At 36.1% G+C, this 17,943-nt stretch carries 14 protein-coding genes; 5 read left to right on the top strand and 9 right to left on the bottom strand.

Going from position 1 to position 17,943, the window contains the following annotated elements; genetic code table 11:
* Positions 1 to 252: 252 nt before the first annotated feature.
* The gene (locus G8Y84_RS08250; RefSeq protein ID WP_037576008.1) at positions 253 to 1,665 is read right to left on the bottom strand and encodes a glycosyltransferase family 2 protein; all 1,413 of its coding nucleotides are present in this window, start codon (positions 1,663 to 1,665) and stop codon (positions 253 to 255) included.
* Positions 1,666 to 1,770: 105 nt separating this feature from the next.
* Here G8Y84_RS08250 and G8Y84_RS08245 point away from each other — a divergent pair, with 105 nt between their 5' ends.
* On the top strand, positions 1,771 to 4,968 hold the full coding sequence (locus tag G8Y84_RS08245; RefSeq protein ID WP_037576011.1) for a CDP-glycerol--glycerophosphate glycerophosphotransferase: 3,198 nt from the start codon (positions 1,771 to 1,773) through the stop codon (positions 4,966 to 4,968).
* A 119-nt stretch (positions 4,969 to 5,087) separates the two neighbouring features.
* Positions 5,088 to 7,256 carry a bifunctional glycosyltransferase/CDP-glycerol:glycerophosphate glycerophosphotransferase gene (locus tag G8Y84_RS08240; RefSeq protein ID WP_165806282.1) on the top strand — a complete coding sequence of 723 codons (2,169 nt, stop codon included), beginning with the start codon at positions 5,088 to 5,090 and terminating at the stop codon, positions 7,254 to 7,256.
* 112 nt (positions 7,257 to 7,368) lie between these two features.
* On the opposite strand, the gene G8Y84_RS08235 is transcribed toward G8Y84_RS08240, so the two are convergent.
* The 6 genes from G8Y84_RS08235 to G8Y84_RS08210 form a co-directional block, all read right to left on the bottom strand.
* The gene (locus G8Y84_RS08235) at positions 7,369 to 8,058 is read right to left on the bottom strand and encodes an ABC transporter ATP-binding protein (RefSeq protein WP_037576014.1); all 690 of its coding nucleotides are present in this window, start codon (positions 8,056 to 8,058) and stop codon (positions 7,369 to 7,371) included.
* Positions 8,055 to 8,825 carry an ATP-binding cassette domain-containing protein gene (locus G8Y84_RS08230; protein ID WP_241954863.1) on the bottom strand — a complete coding sequence of 257 codons (771 nt, stop codon included), beginning with the start codon at positions 8,823 to 8,825 and terminating at the stop codon, positions 8,055 to 8,057. The genes G8Y84_RS08235 and G8Y84_RS08230 overlap by 4 nt, the downstream gene beginning before the upstream one ends.
* 1 nt (position 8,826) lies before the next feature.
* Positions 8,827 to 9,630 (bottom strand): nickel transporter permease, encoded by an 804-nt coding sequence (gene nikC / locus G8Y84_RS08225; protein WP_051604994.1) that lies wholly within the window; start codon positions 9,628 to 9,630, stop codon positions 8,827 to 8,829.
* Complete coding sequence (gene nikB / locus G8Y84_RS08220; protein WP_037576018.1) at positions 9,627 to 10,613, bottom strand: nickel ABC transporter permease; 987 nt, start codon at positions 10,611 to 10,613, stop codon at positions 9,627 to 9,629. Before nikB ends, nikC begins: the two co-directional genes overlap by 4 nt.
* Entirely contained in the window at positions 10,603 to 12,090 is a 1,488-nt protein-coding gene (locus G8Y84_RS08215) for an ABC transporter substrate-binding protein (RefSeq protein WP_103159674.1), read from the bottom strand. Before G8Y84_RS08215 ends, nikB begins: the two co-directional genes overlap by 11 nt.
* A 135-nt stretch (positions 12,091 to 12,225) precedes the next feature.
* The gene (locus tag G8Y84_RS08210; RefSeq protein ID WP_165806281.1) at positions 12,226 to 12,948 is read right to left on the bottom strand and encodes an epoxyqueuosine reductase QueH; all 723 of its coding nucleotides are present in this window, start codon (positions 12,946 to 12,948) and stop codon (positions 12,226 to 12,228) included.
* 177 nt (positions 12,949 to 13,125) lie between these two features.
* On the opposite strand from G8Y84_RS08210, the gene G8Y84_RS11605 reads away from it, so the two are divergent.
* The gene (locus G8Y84_RS11605; protein WP_084276063.1) at positions 13,126 to 13,386 is read left to right on the top strand and encodes a YozE family protein; all 261 of its coding nucleotides are present in this window, start codon (positions 13,126 to 13,128) and stop codon (positions 13,384 to 13,386) included.
* Positions 13,387 to 13,596: 210 nt separating this feature from the next.
* Positions 13,597 to 14,121, top strand: coding sequence for a hypothetical protein (locus tag G8Y84_RS08200; RefSeq protein ID WP_165806280.1), 525 nt, complete (start codon positions 13,597 to 13,599; stop codon positions 14,119 to 14,121).
* Positions 14,122 to 14,244: 123 nt separating this feature from the next.
* Here the strand turns inward: G8Y84_RS08200 and G8Y84_RS08195 are convergent, their stop codons facing one another.
* Together G8Y84_RS08195 and G8Y84_RS08190 are read right to left on the bottom strand one after the other, a co-directional pair.
* A complete protein-coding gene (locus G8Y84_RS08195) occupies positions 14,245 to 14,592 on the bottom strand; it encodes a DUF2200 domain-containing protein (protein ID WP_037576029.1) in 348 nt (115 codons plus the stop codon).
* Between the two features lie 52 nt (positions 14,593 to 14,644).
* A complete protein-coding gene (locus tag G8Y84_RS08190; protein WP_165806279.1) occupies positions 14,645 to 16,393 on the bottom strand; it encodes a YhgE/Pip domain-containing protein in 1,749 nt (582 codons plus the stop codon).
* Positions 16,394 to 16,587: 194 nt separating this feature from the next.
* Between G8Y84_RS08190 and G8Y84_RS08185 the strand changes: the two genes are divergently transcribed.
* Positions 16,588 to 17,919, top strand: a complete 1,332-nt coding sequence (locus tag G8Y84_RS08185) for a glucosaminidase domain-containing protein (protein WP_311540446.1) — start codon at positions 16,588 to 16,590, stop codon at positions 17,917 to 17,919.
* Positions 17,920 to 17,943: the final 24 nt, after the last annotated feature.

Raw genomic sequence — 17,943 nt, 5'->3', positions numbered from 1 at the left:
TGGCATATATTCTTCAAAAACCAATCTTCACATAAGATATGTTGTTAAATTTAGAGTTTCATAAGTGACACGAGGGATGCCCACCATACTAATAATCAAAATCATCACCACATACGCAATAGCAAACATCACTTTAAACACGTAAATTAACCATTGTCCACTTTGGCCGGTTTAACCTTAATTGAAGTAATAGTACAAATCCACCATCACATAAACGATAAACACGGCTTAAGAAATTTTGCGTAATATTTTTTACTTTAACTTTTTAATAGAAAGATTTCCGTTAATTGTTGGATAAAATTTCAAATCCTCTACTTCTTTAGTAAATCCATATTTTATATTTATTGCTTTGTATTCATCATAAACTACTAGTATGTTGTAAAGACCTTTTGATAAATTGGTATAAACTGATTTAGGTATTTCAATAGAAATAACACCATTTAAATATGAAAAGTCAGTCAGTTCTATAGATGAACTGTATTCATTCCTACTTTCTATCAACACACTTTTAATTTGTTTTTCTCTAACATTGAAGATATTTATTTGGAGGATAACTCTATTATTAAAAGCTTGTAAATTTAGTAAACTTGCATATGGAACTTCCACTTGAAACTGGTTATTATAGTCTGTTTGTATTAACTCAAACTTTTTGCCTTTTTTTAATAATTTCGCCTGAGTTTTATACCATCTGAAAAAGTCAATGAATTTTTCTAAATCATCATTGAAAATCGCATTTATCGGTTCTAAATATTTTGAATCTATTCTCTTAATTAATTTTTTGGATACACTTTTATGCGTATATATACTCTTAATAATTTCGAAAACTTTTGCTTTATCTTCAACACTAAGCTTGAGAAACACATGACTATTACAATTATTTAGTAAATCATATTCCAGGACTCTTAGCATAAATGCTTCTTTTATTTTTTTATCTTTAATAGATAGAATTTCTTCAAATAATTTGTAATCACTTCGCCGCTTCTCAATAAAATCAGTACTTCTCACAATAGAATGGTTATCAGTTGAACGATCGAAAAATGTTACTTCTTTTGTCGTTGTTGTAACTTTTTGTGCATACCTAAATACATTCATAAAAAATATTTTATCTTCTCCAAAATGACTATCAGTTGGAAACTCAATTTTGTTTCTTTTTAATAAGTCTGTTTTTATAAATTTCCCTGCTGGCCCAAGGTAGTAAAAAAGATATGGTATTTTTAAAGGTTGATAGTTAATACGTTCATTAACCGACATAAATTTAGCATGAATAGTAGTATTTCCATTTTTAAATTTTAATACTTTACCAATTATCAAGTCGCTTTTTTGCCAAGATTTATTATCATAAATGTGTTTTAAAATATCAGGATGCAACCAATCATCTCCATCGTGAAAATAAACATATTTTCCACTTGCATATTTTAAACCAATATTTCTTGGAGCCGATGGTCCTCCCGTGTTGTTATCAAGACGATATAGGCTAATATTAGAGTGATTATATTCTTGTAATATTGACCAAGTATTATCTGTAGAACAGTCATCTACAACTACTATTTCATAAAAGTTATTATCTAATGTCTGATTAACTATTGAATCGATTGTGTTTCGAATAGATGCTTCGTTATTAAAAGTAGTGACTATAATTGAGAAGAGTTTCGATTTTTTTAGCATGTAATAATCCTTTCGTGTATAATATACTAATAAATTTCTAATCTTATTTAGACTATTATATCAATCTTAGTACATATAAACACTAAAAATATGGAGGCAGCCCAAATGGCACGTGTGAAAATTAATCAAGTTGACTCTAAACTGATGATTTCATTTGAAAACCCTACTAAAACAATCAATAAATTACTTGTAAAAAACGAATTTGAAACGATTACATATAGTCCTGATGATTCATTGTCATTTGAAATTGACTTGATTGACGTTATTAATAAATTTAAGCCTTATAGCACCAATAAAGTTTACATTATTATCGAAGAAAGCGATAACCTATTAACTAACCAGCGTCAATTAAAAGTTTCCAATGCATTGACTCATTTAACAAATTTACATTGTATCGAAAGCAATGGCATATTTTTATATCCTTACATAACTAAAGGTGGATTTTTAAATTTGACATTTAATGATACAATCCCACCCCAAACCTATATAGCTAGACGTCACATTGACAAAATGAAATTTAATAATTCACAAGCAACAATTGAAGGGAAATTCACACTAATTAACTCTACCTTTTTGAAAGCCAACATAGTTTTAAGAACTAGATTTAATGACGAAGAAAAACATATCTATCTACCAGTGAGTAAATATGGTGAAAATAAAAAACAACCCTCCACCTCGTTTGTATTTCAAATTGACATGTATAATGATTTAATCAATTTTTTAAAACAAGATTTCGTTACAGGTGACATTCTTGATTTATTTCTTGAAGTAAGTGTACAAGAAAACTTGACACCTATTAGGGTGAAAATAGGACAGCCACGTATCTTAACTGAACGCTTTTTAAAAGGTGAAATTATCACAGATTACAAAGAAAATATTGTTTCAATCACGCCTTATCTAACTATGAAAGGAAAAAATCTTTCATTTAGAATTAATACTTACAATGTAGAAAGTTATTTAAGCTATATTAAAAACTTAAAAAATAAGTCTTTCAATTTCAAAAAAACTCAAGAAGTTTGGGTCATTGGTGAAAAGTCATACAAAGCTCAAGATAACGGACTTTATTTCTTTAAATATTTGAGAACACATCATCCTGAAATACCTGCATATTACATCATTGAAGAAGATTCTAATGAACTTTCTAATGTTACACCTTTTGGTAATGTTATATTTTATAGATCACCAGAACATTTTGAGATTATGCTGGAAGCTGATTATATTTGTTCAACACATCATCCCGAACTACTTTATCCTACAAATAGCCATGTATATACTAATAAAGTTAAAGCTACAAAAGTATTTTTACAACATGGCGTTCTAGGTACGAAAAACTTAACTGAAATCAATGGAAATCAACTCAATGATTTTAATGTTGATTTATTTATAACTAGTTCTGCACGTGAGAAAGAGATTGTAGTCCGTGACTTAAAATTCGATCCAGAACAAGTCCTCGTAACAGGATTATCACGTTTCGATTCATTGTTTGATAATCAATTCAAAACAAAAAAACAGATTTTAATTATACCGACTTGGAGAGATTGGTTAACAAGTACATTAGCACTCAAAGATTCCGATTATCTTAAGACATACAACTCCTTGTTAAATAACAAAGAATTAGAAAAAATACATTATTTAGGATACGAGATTGTCTTTTGTCTTCATCCAAATATGCAACCATTTTTTGACTTATTTAATGTACCTTCATATATCACATCTGTTAAACAAGGTGATATAGATGTACAACAATTAATCAAAGAAAGTTGTCTCATGGTTACTGACTATTCTAGTGTAGCTTTCGACTTTAGCTTTTTAGATAAGCCTGTATTATATTATCAATTCGATACTTCAAGATTTCTTGGAAAGCATCCTTCCCACATCAATTTAGTGGAAGAATTACCAGGAATAATTGTTGATAACGAAGAGTCACTAATTCAATCATTACAAGACTATATAAAATCCGATTTCATAGTTCCTGAATGGATTAAATCTCGGTCAAGAGAATTCTATAGTTTTAGAGATCAAGATAACTCAAAACGTATATATGAAAATATAAATAAAAAATCCCAACTGCGTTATTTCAAAAACAAAGTTAAGTATGATATCTTAAGCCAGCATTTTTATAAGCGTTTTAGAAAGCATAGTAAATATTTTACTATTATGGATAAATTTAATACCGTATTAGCCAAACTACTTCCAGTAAAAAGAAACTTAGTGGTTTTTGAAAGTAATGTTGGCAAGTCAGTAAGTGACAGTCCAAAAGTCATTTATGATGAGTTATCTTCATATCGTGATGATATGGAAATTGTGTGGGTAAATAACACTCAATATCCATTTAAAGATAAAAATGTCAAATCTATACAACGCTTATCACCTAGTTATTTTTATTATTTATCACGAGCAAAATATTGGATTAATAATCAAAACTTTCCACACTATATTTCTAAACCTGCTGCGACAACCTACATTCAAACCTGGCATGGAACACCTTTGAAAAAAATGTTAAATGATGTCAATACATTTGAAGGTCGTGATGGAGGCTATAAAGACAGAGTTAATCACGCCATTGAAAAATGGGACTACCTAATTTCACCAAGTCCTTATGCGACAAAATGTTTTAAGTCCGCATTTAATTTCAAAAAAGATGTGCTTGAAATAGGTTATCCAAGAAATGATATTTTTTACAAAGATCAAAATGCAAATTTAGAACTAAAAAAAGCAAATATCAAAAAGCAAATAGGTATCAAAGATAACCGTAAAATAATTCTTTATGCACCTACGTTTAGAGATGATGAAATAAATAAAGCCAAAAAGCATATTATTCAACTCCAAATTGATTTACAAAAAATGTATCAAAAATTAGGAGATGAATTTGTTTTACTATTACGTCCACATATCATTATTAGTAATTCTTTGCATATTGATGATAGCTTAAAGGATTTTGCTTTTAATGTCGGTGATTATAATGAAATAAGTGATTTGTACTTGATTTCTGATATTTGTATTACAGATTATTCATCTGTAATGTTCGATTTTGCAAATACGCGCAAACCTATATTGTTCTATACCTATGATCTTGATCATTACAAAAATGACTTACGTGGATTCTATTTCGACTTTGAAAATGAGGCACCAGGACCAATGGTTAAAACAGACAATGAGCTAATAGAATGTATTTTAAGCATAAATAAAATCGAAAATCTCTATAAAGATAAATATGACGATTTTTATAAACGCTTTTGTACTTTCGAGACAGGAACCTCTGCTCAACAAATTGTTCAAAGATTTTTCGATAAAGATTTATAAACAACATAAATTATAATGGTATATTCACTTATAAATATTTATCCTCAATTTTGATTGGAGTAGAACAGAAATCTAACGGTTACTGTTCTACTCTCTAATCTTTTAAGGTGGTAAGCATCATGCAACAACAATTAACAATCATTATCTCTTTTTATAACGCTTCAAAAACAATTGAGAAATGTCTAAACTCATTATTAGATCAAACCGATAAAGATTTTGCATTGATATTAGTTAATGATGGGTCAACAGACAATACCGAAAAACTCTTAATGGCTAATTATAAAGAATGGTTAAACAGTCATACTTATATTAAATTAGATTCCAATCACGGACACGCTTTCGCTAAAAACATCGGTATAAAACATGTTAAAACTAAATATTTTACTTTTTTAGATGCAGATGATTCGCTAGCTTCATCAACTATTGAAAAGTATGCATTATTTAGCAAAAACAATGATGTTATAGCTAGTCCAATAACTCCGTTTGAAAAAGCTGAAGCTTTACATACAAATGATTCTAAAATGAATCATGTAAGACAAGCTTCTCCACACAATATGTTAAAAAATCTTATCCATCGTAACTCAATTAATAGCATTATTTTCAAACGTGAGATTGTTATGAAACATAATATACTTTTTGACGAAACTTTAGAAATTCATATTGAATTACCTTTCCTAATTAAATATTTTAGCTACGTAAATAAAGGCATTGAGTTATCAGGAAGCTATTATTATTTTAGTGGAGAGATTGTTAATCCCTTTGATAAAACCCATTTAAGTACTCGCCCATTTAAACTGCAAATTGAAGATTTTGCGAAAGCAACTAAACTAGCTATTAACGAGACCTCTAATAATTCTATAAAAAGAAATTTAATCGATAATTTTTATAATTATATCAATACAAACCTCGAGCCAAGTCTTCATGATATTGACTATAAATATAAAGATGTTGATATTTTAACTTCTTATTTGAAAGATTTTGATACTTGTAGCATACACAACAAAAAGTTTTTATTTAACCTTGAATTATTCTTAATCTCAAAAGGGTTAATTAAACTTGCGTATAAAACCAACCAACTTCGTTATAAATTAAGATTGATTAAAAATATTATATTGAATAAACCTAGCAAAAATTATTCCAAATACAAATTAACTGATCGTCCCTCAAAAGTTGATAATAAAACGCTAGTTTTCGAATCATTTGGTGGGAAAAGTTATAGTGATAACCCTAAAGCTATCTTCGAATACATGACTCAAAACTATCCTAATTTAAAGTATTATTGGATCTTCAGTGATCCAAGTAACATTTGTAATATCACCAATGCAGTTAAAGTCAAAAAAGGGTCAAAAGAATATTATGATATTTATCAAAAAGCATCAGTATGGGTTTCAAATGCTAGATTACCTTTGATATTAAATAAAAAATCTAATCAGACATACGTACAAACATGGCATGGTACTCCTTTAAAGCGTCTTGCTAATGATATGAATACAGTTAGAATGCCAAACACAACAACATCTTTATATAAGAGAAATTTTTATTATGCAACTCGCCGATGGGATTATCTTATATCTCCTAATCCATATTCAACTAATATATTTCAGTCTGCATTTTGGATGATGCCTTCCAAAATTATAGAAATTGGATACCCTAGGAATGACATAATTTATACTCATGCTAATGATATGGAATATCATGAAATAATACGAAATGAACTTGGAATTCCTAAAGATAAAAAAGTACTTTTATACGCTCCTACATGGAGAGATGATGAATACGATGACATTGGGAAATACACGTTCGAACTCAAAATTGATTTACCAAAACTTCAAGCGGCATTAGGGGACGATTACGTTATTTTATTACGTATGCATTATCTAATTGCTAATGCGATGGATTTAAATGGTTTTGAAGATTTTGCAATCGACGTTTCTCATTATGATGACATTTCTAGACTGTATTTGATCAGTGACGCATTGATTACAGATTATTCTTCAGTGATGTTTGACTATGGGATTTTAAAACGTCCACAGTTTTTCTTTGCCTATGATATTGAAAAATACGATAAAAACTTACGTGGTTTTTACATTGATTATCATAAAGATTTACCAGGCCCGATTTATACACAACCTGACGAACTGATCGAGGGCTTAAAACAACTCAACACGATTAAAACAGACTACGCTTCCCGTATCGACGCTTTTTATGACCGCTTCTGTTCTATTGAAAATGGTCAAGCCTCAAAATACATTGGCGACATGATTTACAACGAAATCATGAAAAAATAAAAAACAGGAGGGCCTAGGCTCTCCTGTTTTCAAATTGTAGACAAATCTTTCTTGTAAAAGGAGGCTTTGTCTTTTTTAGATTGCTCTCCTTTGTTTTAAAGTGACTCTCAATTTATTGATAAACTTCGATGAGTCGTTGTGTCGCAATACGACGTTCAGGCTCAAACATTTCTTCTTTCAAGAAATCGTCGACACATTCTCCGTCTTCAAGCACAATAAAACGGTCCACACATTGTGATAAAAAGGCAATATCATGAGAAATCATCACAAGTGTTTTTCCTGTTTCTGCATGATATTGGTTCAATTGTTGCACCATTTCATGCTCTACTAAAACGTCGACATTAGAGGTTATTTCATCACAAACGGTCATGTCTGGTTCTACCATGAGTGTCCGAATGACGTTTAAGCGCTGTAATTGTCCCCCGCTGACTTCTCGTGGATAACGTTCGTATAACTCTGTACTTAGTCCAAACGCTTGAACATATCTATCACAACGGGCTTGCAAATAGGTTTTAGCTTCAGGTCGCAAATGAAGTGTTTCTTTTAGTGCATCGCCTAGTGTTTGTTTCGGGTTAAACGCTTGATTGGCATGTTGAAAAATGGGTAAACGTATTTGAAAATCATTCTGCACTTTCCCTTTACTAGGGTGTCTGAGGCCAACTAATACTTCTCCGAGTGTTGTTTTTCCTGATCCACTGAGCCCAATAATGCCCACTTTCTCGCCATCTTTTATCGTGAGGTCAATTTGATGCAAGCGCCAGTCATGCGCTTGACCCACTGAAACATTTTCCAATTGTATCATTGTAAACCTCCTAATCTGCGGCGTTGTTGAAAGAGCTGTGCCACCATCGGATGTGGATGATGTGCGTCAAATTCGTGAAAGGGACCTGACGCAACTATTTTTCCTTGGTCCATCACATAGACCTCATCGCAAATGCGTGCTACATGTGATAAATCATGCGTAATGATACATAAAGTCACGTCATGAGCATCTACAAGGTGCTTCAACAATTGAATAATGTGCGCACCGTTCACGACATCAAGGGACGCTGTGGGTTCATCCGCAATAATTACGTCTGGTTCTAGCATCATCACACTGGCAATGACTAAGCGTTGTAACTGTCCACCTGACAACATGAAACGATAGCGCTGTTTTAAATCTAAATCCTCTAGTCCAACCCACCCTAAGGCTTGTTGAATACGTGCATGCGCTTCTTCTTGCGTTACGTCATAATGATAACGGTATATTTGTAAGAGCTGTTTCTCAAGGGATGTGTGTTCATTAAAACTGTGCATGTAGTCTTGACTCATATAGCCAATACGTTTACCGAGTAACGTTTTCATCTCTGTCACGCTTTCACCTTTGTAGCGCAACGTGTCATACGCCATCGTCATTGTGTGCGGGAGTTGTTTGAGGAGCGCTTTACTCAGTAATGTTTTTCCCGAACCACTCGGCCCAATTAATGCTGTTACGTGACGGTGCATCAATGCTAAATCGATGTCGTGCAATAACGTTTGTGCGGGCGTCGAGACGCTAAGCTTTTCAACTTCTAATTGTATTTCTGTCACTTTAACGCCCCTCCTTTGCAAAAAAGTCTCTTAATGCATCTCCCGTAAGTTGGAAGATGAGTATCGTGAGTGTAATTAAAATGGCGGGTGCTAATATCATCTGCGGTTCAGAAGTCATATAATCTCGGCCTGCATTCAACATTGCGCCCCACTCAGGTGTAGGCGGTTGCGCGCCGAGTCCGAGGAAAGATAAAGCCGCAATATAAAGCATAATTTTCCCAAAATCGACCGTAGCCACAACAAGTACTGAGGGCACAATATGGGGCAACATGTGTTTTATTAAAATTTTCCAAGTTGGGACATGAAACAGTTGCGCCATTTGAATATAGTGTTCTGATTTAATCCCAGCGACAATTTGACGTGTCAGGCGTGTGTAGGTCATCCAACGTAAGAGTGCCATCGCAAGCACTAAATTCCATATATTCGGCGATAAAAAGCTAGCCATCGCAATCATTAAGACAAATTCTGGAATCCCGAGGCCTATGTCCACGACGCGCATCAAGACGCTGTCGACTTTCCCACCAATATAGCCTGATAGCAAACCTAATGGGACACCAATTAATACACTGACAATGAGCGTAAACAAGCTGACGAGTAGAGTTTCACGTGCCCCTACGATTAACCGCGTCCACAAATCACGACCGTAATCGTCTGTTCCAAGCCAATGCGTAGGACTCATCGGTTCAAAAATATGATTAAGATTCACGTTATAGGCGGTTTCAGGAACGATAAAGAATTGGGCAATCACGATAAGTCCAATATATGCAACGAGCACCCAAACCATTTTTGGTAAGCGATAAATCATTTCATCGTTCCCTCACTTTCAAGTTGAATCGCATTTTCATTTAAATCACGGTGCGTTAAACGTCTTTTCGGGTCTAATTGCATGACAATCAAATCTCCAATCGCATTTGAGACCACAACGACAAAACCGAGCAATAGCACTATCCCTTGAATCACCGGATAATCCCGTGCACGAATACTATCGACTAAAAATTGGCCAAGACCTGGAATGCTAAATAGATTTTCAATGACGACGGTTCCTCCAAGCAGACTTCCCATTGAGAGTGCCAACATCGTCACTACTGGAATCATCATTGGCTTAAGTAAGATATGTTTCAATATGTAGCGTTCTGATAAGCCTCTTAAACGCGCCATTTCCACTTCTCTTGTTTGATAAAGTTCCAACAGTGTGGCACGCACCAATCTGACATAATAGGCGCACATACTAACACTTAAAGCGATGACAGGCAAAATCAAATGAAGCGGTGTTGAAAAGCCTGCAATCGGCAACCAGTGCAGTTGAATGGCGAATACATAAATTAAAATCACAGCTAAGAAAAAGGAAGGCAGACTGACCGCAATCGACGTGCCAATACGAATCGTATAGTCTAACGTGCGTTGATGGTGCCATGCCGCATAGATTCCTAAGGGGAGGGCGACACAAAGCACCACGAGCACTGTCAGCCCTGAGATGATGAATGTCGGCGGTGCATAATAGCCAATGGCTTTAAGCACTTGTCCCCCCGTCTGATAACTTTCACCAAAATCGAGGCGAACAATATGTCCTAGCCAAGCGCCATACTGTTCGATTAAAGACTGATTTAAGCCATGGGCTGTTTTGGCCGCTTCAAGTTGCGCCTGAGACACATTTGCCTCACTCGCATAGAGCTGCTGACTGATAGGGTCCCCTGGCGTTAATTTCATTAATATAAATGTAATGGTCGAAAGCACCCATAATAGGATGATGAGTTGAATGAACCTTCTCAATAATGTTTTAATGCCCATCTGTTATCGCTACCTTTTCGTCAATAAGATAAATATCACTCGGTGTCGTCTCAAGATGTTTCACACGTGATTGTGTGGCGTGAATCGTTTCGTTATAGGAAATATAACTATTCGGAAGGGTCGGTTGAGATTGTTGAATAATGTCATTCGTGAGTTCATGACGCGCTTTTTCCCCCACCGTATGATTGAGTTTTTCAATCAATGCCTTAATTTTAGGATTATCATAATCCCCTTTATTAATGCCCCCTTGCTTTAAGTAGGCTTGGTTAAAAAAGTAACCTGAATCGCCGCGCGGAAACGTGCCGATACTATATAACGAGGCGTCCCATTGTTTTCTATTCGCAAGGAATCCTTCAATATCTTCGACGTTACGAATATCAATATCAATATGCGCTTTTTCCGCATCTGATTGTATCACTTGAGCGATTTTAGGCAGTTCAGGTCGGCCATCATAAGAAGCGACGGTTAGCTTTAAAGGATGGTCAGCGTTGTAGCCTGCCTTTTCCATTAAATGCCGTGCCTTCGCAAGATTTTGCTTATGGACCGGTGTCTCTTTCAAAAATTTGAGTTCCGTATTAAACGGACCACTGGCAGGTGTCGCATAGCCTTTAGAAATCGCATCTACAATGCCTTCTCGATTAATTACATTATCCAATGCCGCTCTAACGGATGGCGTCATTTTAACACTATCATGATTGTACAAGAGCATTTGTGTGCGATAACCATTGACATGTTGGACGTGTGTTTCAGCATTAGCTTCAAGTCGTTCAACGTGCGTCACAGGCACATCTGTAATCACATCCGCTGCTCCCGCTTCTAAATGATTCACACGTGTTAAACCATCTTCTTGGTACGTCACACGAATCCCCTTTAATCTCGGATGACCATTCCAATAGTCAGAATAAGGTTGTAACGTGATGCCTTGTGACGGCTGATATTTTTTAACTTCATAAGGGCCTGTGCCAATAGGATGATCAGTGACTTTTTCCTCTGCCTTCGTATCAAAAATAGCCGCAAAAGGACTCGCCAACTCCGACGTTAATTCCGGATAAGGTTCTTTTGTCGTCAACGTGACCGATTGTCCATGCGCCTCAATATGCTGAATCGGTAAGGTCGACTTGAGTAAATCCCCGTGCGATAACGCATACTCGAGACTTTGTTTCACTTTTTCTCCTGTTAACAGTTTGCCATTTTGAAAATGAATATTGGATTTAAGGGTGAGCTTTAAGGTTTGAGGTGTCACTTGTTGGTAATCTTTAACTAAATGCGGCGTGACTTTACCGTCATTTGAAACTTTAAAAAGTGTTTCTGTCGCTCCCATTTTAACAGTATCATCTGTCTCATAAGGCGCGATATTAGTAGTTTTAAGAGGAAGTTCAACATCTAATATGTCATCTTCCGCTTTTGAATGCATGCCACATCCCGCGAGTAAAACAGGACAGAGACATGCGATCAAAAACGAATGTTTGAATTTCATAAGTTAGGCCTTCTTTCATTACGTCTCTTCTCATTTTAAATCGAAGAAAGGAATAAATACGTAATGAATATTATATCACAATAATATTAAAATCAAATAAATTCCCTTTTTATAACACAGGGAAAATCTTCAACATCAAGATTGGCTTTTTTCTAAAAATAATTTGGCTTGTTGATTGATGGTTTTAAAATCAATACCTTGTTGCTGAGCAGCAAATACACAGCCACAGTAACATTGACGAAAGATGTCGTATTCTTGACACATCGTAATCGAACGTTCATAACCTTTATTTTTTTTGAAATCACTTGGCAAATACATGACATCGTATAATTGTTGTACTTCAAGGCCAATGCCATTAATTAATTGCGCATTTTTCTTAGGTGATAACGTAATCGCACTTCCGAAGTAGTCATAGCCCATTTCGACTGCCGCTTGTGCGACCATATCAAGACGCATTTCAAAACACGCTGAACATCTGGCACCTCCTTCAGGTGCATCAGTCAGACCTTTGTCTTTCGCCATTTTCATAAATTCATGAGGTTTGTACGGCGCTTCAATATATTTCACATTTGCCCCTGTGCGTTGATTAAAATCTTCGACAAATTGTTCTTGAACTTTTGCACGACGCAAGTATTCATTTTTAGGATGTATGTTAGGATTCGCAAAATAAATGGCAATATCTGCATATTCCGTTAAAAACTCGAGCGTATAAGTACTACAAGGCGCACAACAGCTATGGAGTAAAATACGAGGACGTTCCCCTTCACGCTCCCAATGGTGAATCATTTTACGTAACACTTTATCGTAATTGATTTTTTGGTTTTTCATTTTATCTAAAATTTCACTTGCTTCAATCACAGTTAATCCCCTCACTTTTATATGCGTATTACATATTATTTTAACATTTCCTTTCAATAATGTAGGCCTTATTCATAAAAGTTACTGAAAAAATTATTTCAAAACGCATTTAATCGCTTTTGTTGAAATGCACAGAAAAATGAGACAATATCACATTTTTGATTCAATTGGATATGAATGTGGTATAATATATGTTGGCTCGTAAATGAGGTGAATTATTTGAGCTTTTATGATTACATGCAAGATTTCTTAGATGATGATACGCCCTTAGGTGATTTGGCACGGCATATTTATGCACACGCTGAGTTCCCAAAAGGACTAACAACGTCTGATGAGATTTTAGCGTGCTTTCGTGATGCTCAGCGGTATGATCACTTGAATTATGCCGACCTCAAGCGAGCGATTGCATTATATATGCAATTCGGGTCCTTGAAATAGGATCGTATCATTCATTCTAATGAATGACTTACTGGGGTCTCGTTATGAGGCTCCTTTTTGTATAGACAATCTCATTTTTCAACACTTAAAAATAGATTAATATGTCTAATTTTTTTATATTAACAAACACGATTAATGTCTTACCATTTCGGGTATTATTCGCTATACTAATACTATTTACTAGGCATGTTCAAGGAGGCCCCCGAGAAAATGAAAAAAATCGTTTCTATCATTGTTTTATTGCTTCTAGTGATTGCGCTCATCGCCGTTTCAATAAAAGCCGTTACACATAACCCACTCACGGATGAGCGTTCCGATCAACAAGAGCAACAAAAGAAAAAAGATAAACCCCAAAAGAAAAAATCCACTGAAGAAGCAACTCAGGAAGCTGCAACTTCAGAACAATATTACGAACAACCGACACAAGAAAACCAGCAAACTGGGCAACAACCCGTAGCCCCTGCACCACGTTCCACAGAAGCACCAAGCAAACCGAAAACACCATCAACAGAACAAAAACCAAAGTCTGAGGAGAAGAAGAATGAACGTCCTTCGACAGCTGAACCGGCATCACCTCCAAGAACAACAGAACCCGCATCCTCTCCTGCGACTGCAGAACAACCAAAACAACAACCCAATCCAACGACACAACCTGCGAATTCTACACAGCCAGCACAAAAACCATCAACACAACCGGCACAACCTAAAAACAATACAAACTCAACACAATCCTAACGACTTATTTGGAAAACAGCATGATAAAAAATCGCCCTCAAAGTTTACAGAAAGATCAACTTTAAGGGCGATTTTATTATTAAATTTTAGGTGCTGTGATTGCGCAATGTCGTATTGTGCGCACTAAGCTCTGAATATTTTATTGAGCGCCTTCCCTTTGGCTAATTCGTCAATCATTTTATCCAAATAGCGCACTTCTTGCACAATAGGATCTTCAATATCTTCTACACGAATGCCACAAATCACGCCTGTCACTTTTTTTCGATCAGGATTAAGTTGCGGCGCCTCATTAAAAAATGTTTCAAATGAGACTTCTTTCTTCAATTGTGATTCGAGTTCTGTTTGTGAATATCCCGTATGCCAACGCATGATTTCATCGACTTCTTCTTTCGTGCGCCCTTTTTTCTCAGCTTTTGTAATGTAATGTGGATAAACCCCACTCACTTTCATATTGTAAATTTTTTGAGACATCGCAGTTCCTCCTCATAGACTCATGTAGCTTTGTTATGCCCAATGTATCATATCAAGGTGACGACTCAAATAGCTTTGAGCCCTTTCCTTTTTCATATCGCTTAATGCGTTGACGTTGGCTAAAAGGATAAAGCAACATGCCGAGTAAAAAGACACAGAGCCCAAAGCCCCCGAGCCATGCCGTTTCAGTGACAAGCACCTCGTACTCTATGCCGCCAATGGCCTCTCTAAATATCATCAAACTGTGATTAAAAGGCAAATAAGGTTGTATCATTTGCACAAAATGAGGCGCAGTCGCTAAAGGAAAAAGTCCGCCCGTACCGACAAATTGAAAAATCAGGCCTAGAAAAACGAGTAGTTTTCCTAATTTGCCCATGACTGCAACAAAAGAATAGATGATAATCAAATAAATGAGCGCGGTATAACTACTCACTGCCACAAAAAGCAGCGGTTGTTGCATCGGCACTTTTAAGATGAACAACACCGTGACCACCATCACTATCAGTTGAAGGAACGTTATCAAACTAAATATCCCAAATCTCCCTAAAAAATGGGTTCTTGTGCTGGTCAGTGTGTGCTCTGGTTCATAAGGGTGGCGCACAGGGATCCATAACGTCGTGAACATTAACCCTAACCAAATAGCAATTGACATGGCAAAAGGGGTCAAACCACTTTGAAAAGACATCGGTGCATAAACACTTTGACGATCTAAATGAATAGGATTTGAGGCAACCCCTGCTTGTTTTTTCAAATCGATGCGCATGAGTTTTACAATATGTTCAAGTGTATTATCTTTATCTAAATCCTCGAACTGTTGATTCGCTTTAGCAATATCCCCTTGAACCGAGGGAATGTCCCTTTCTAACGATTGCGCGAGTGAACTTAAAGCTTGGCGCGCCCCAGGCTGTTGGTTTTGTAGATTGTTACGAACATTTTCATATTGGTCAAATAGCGGCGTTAACGCCTGATTCAATTGACCTGTGGCTACTGAGATCTCATACGCTTGTCCGCTTAAGATTGGACCGTAAGTCGCCACATTTTGTTGATGGATTTGATTCAATTGTTGATTTGCGACCATCGCTTCATTTTTATATTGATCCACTTGTTGGAGGCGTGCAATGTTCTGCTCAAGTTCCCCTTGTTGTTGATCTAGCGCGATAACCGATTGCTTAAACTGTTCGATTTTAGGCAACGCCTCATTGGCGAGCGCAATACTATCGCGAATCTTTTGATAAGAAGGCAATTGATCTTCTAATTGGAGGCCTTGTTGATTCGCTTCATCTAATAACACTTTCATGACTGTCTGATTAAACGAAGCATCTGCTTGTTTAATCGCCTCTCCCATCATGGCATCCGTTAATTTAGGTGTCATGGCATTGACTTTTTCATTGACACGATAAGTCACCGTCGTTTGTTTCGGCTTATTTTGAATGAGGCCTGTCACATCTTTTGAAAAAGATTGAGGTATGTGTAAAACTGCCGCATAGTTTTCTTTTTTCAACGCATGATCAGCGGCTTGCCGGTCGAGCACGTGCCACTCCCATTTTTTCTGACTCGTTAACTGCCGTTCGACCGCTTTCCCCACGTCAACTTTTTTATTTTGAATTTTGGTTCCTTGGTCTTCATTCACAATGCCAATTTTCATATGCTCAGTATTTTGAAAAGGCTCTTTATTCGCTGTCAAATCATACCAAACAAAAAGCGCAGGTAATAATAGGAGTATGATCATGACGACCCACGCGACAGGGCTTTTCATCCACTGTTTTAAATCCATCCCAAATACCTCGATGGGTTTTTTCATAGTTTCACCTCTAAATGAAAAAGTCTTTATTAATCTATTATAATCATGTAAAATTTGAAATGTATATATTTGAAATTTTAAAATCGTAAAAATTCGTTGTTTGAGGCGACGAATCCCGTTACATCAGTGGCTTCACATTCTAATTTTATGCTTCAAAATTTTCAAAGTATTAGGATTAAGGAAGGAGCACTTAAGTGAAAAGTAAATATGTTGTTCGAACACTCTTTGCGACTACACTTGTCGTCCCCTCTTTAACACCGGTGGATGCCTTGGCCACTACGGGTCATGATGTGGCTGATGACCCATCAAATAAAAACACAAACACCGATCGCGCGCCTTCAAAAGCGTCACAATCGACTGAAGGCATGGATGCTTTTTACAAAAAATACGGTGACACTGAAAAAACAGACACACCTAATGAAGCTTCATCCGCTTCTACAACTAAAAATAATCCACAAATCCCTTCAAAAGAGGATTTAACACAGTCACGTAAGCACGCACCACAACAATCATCCGAGACGTCAACACAACCAACACGTCAGACAACATTATTCGAAACACAACCTGATGATAAAGAGGGCGATGCTCACTTAAGTGTTGTTGAAGATCCGGAGACCCGCGAATTTGTGAACCAAATTGCACCGTTAGCGCATAAAATTGCTGAAAACAAAGGGCTTTATGCTTCTATCATGATTGCCCAAGCGATTTTAGAGTCTGATTCTGGACGCAGTGATTTAGCAACCGCACCAAACTACAACCTTTTTGGGATGAAAGGACAGTTTCAAGGAGACTCTGTCAACTTTCAAACACTAGAGTCAGATGGGCAAAATATGTATCAACTGAATGCTGAATTTCGTAAATATCCGAGTCATAAAGAATCACTCGAAGATTATGCGACATTAATTAAAAATGGGATCGATGGCAATCCGACCATTTATAAAGACGCTTGGAAAAGTCAAAGCTCAAATTATCGCCAAGCCACAAAAGCTTTTGTCGGAACTTACGCTACAGATCCAGATTATGATCAAAAGCTGATTCATCTCATTGAGACGTATGACCTTTCACGTTATGATAACCCTGAACTTGCGAGCCCCCTATCTGAAGGCTCTGTTAAAAAGCCAGATGCTTTGAAAAATGTGAATTTCCAACCTTTCAGAGCAGCTGGAGGCCATGCCAACTATCCCCAAGGACAATGTACATGGTATGTTTATCATCGTATGGCACAATACCATGTGAATATTGCTAAAGACATGGGCAATGCGAGCGACTGGACTTATAATGCTTTAACTAAAGGCTATCAAGTGACGAACACCCCTCAACCCCACAATGCCGTCGTTTTTGAACCGAACCAATTCGGTGCAGATCGTTATTACGGACATGTGGCCTTCGTTGAAAAAGTGAATGACGATGGTTCTATCGTCATTTCAGAAACAAATGTCAAAGGTCTTGGCGTCATTTCTTATCGTACCCTCGATGCCAAAACAGCCAAGCAACTTGATTTTATCACAGGTCAAGCCAAGTCATAAGGAAACAACGTGTACCCAACTGAA

Source organism: Staphylococcus sp. 11511212, from assembly GCF_011394755.1.
Taxonomy (GTDB): domain Bacteria; phylum Bacillota; class Bacilli; order Staphylococcales; family Staphylococcaceae; genus Staphylococcus; species Staphylococcus chromogenes.
This window is presented reverse-complemented; position numbering and strand designations above follow the sequence as displayed.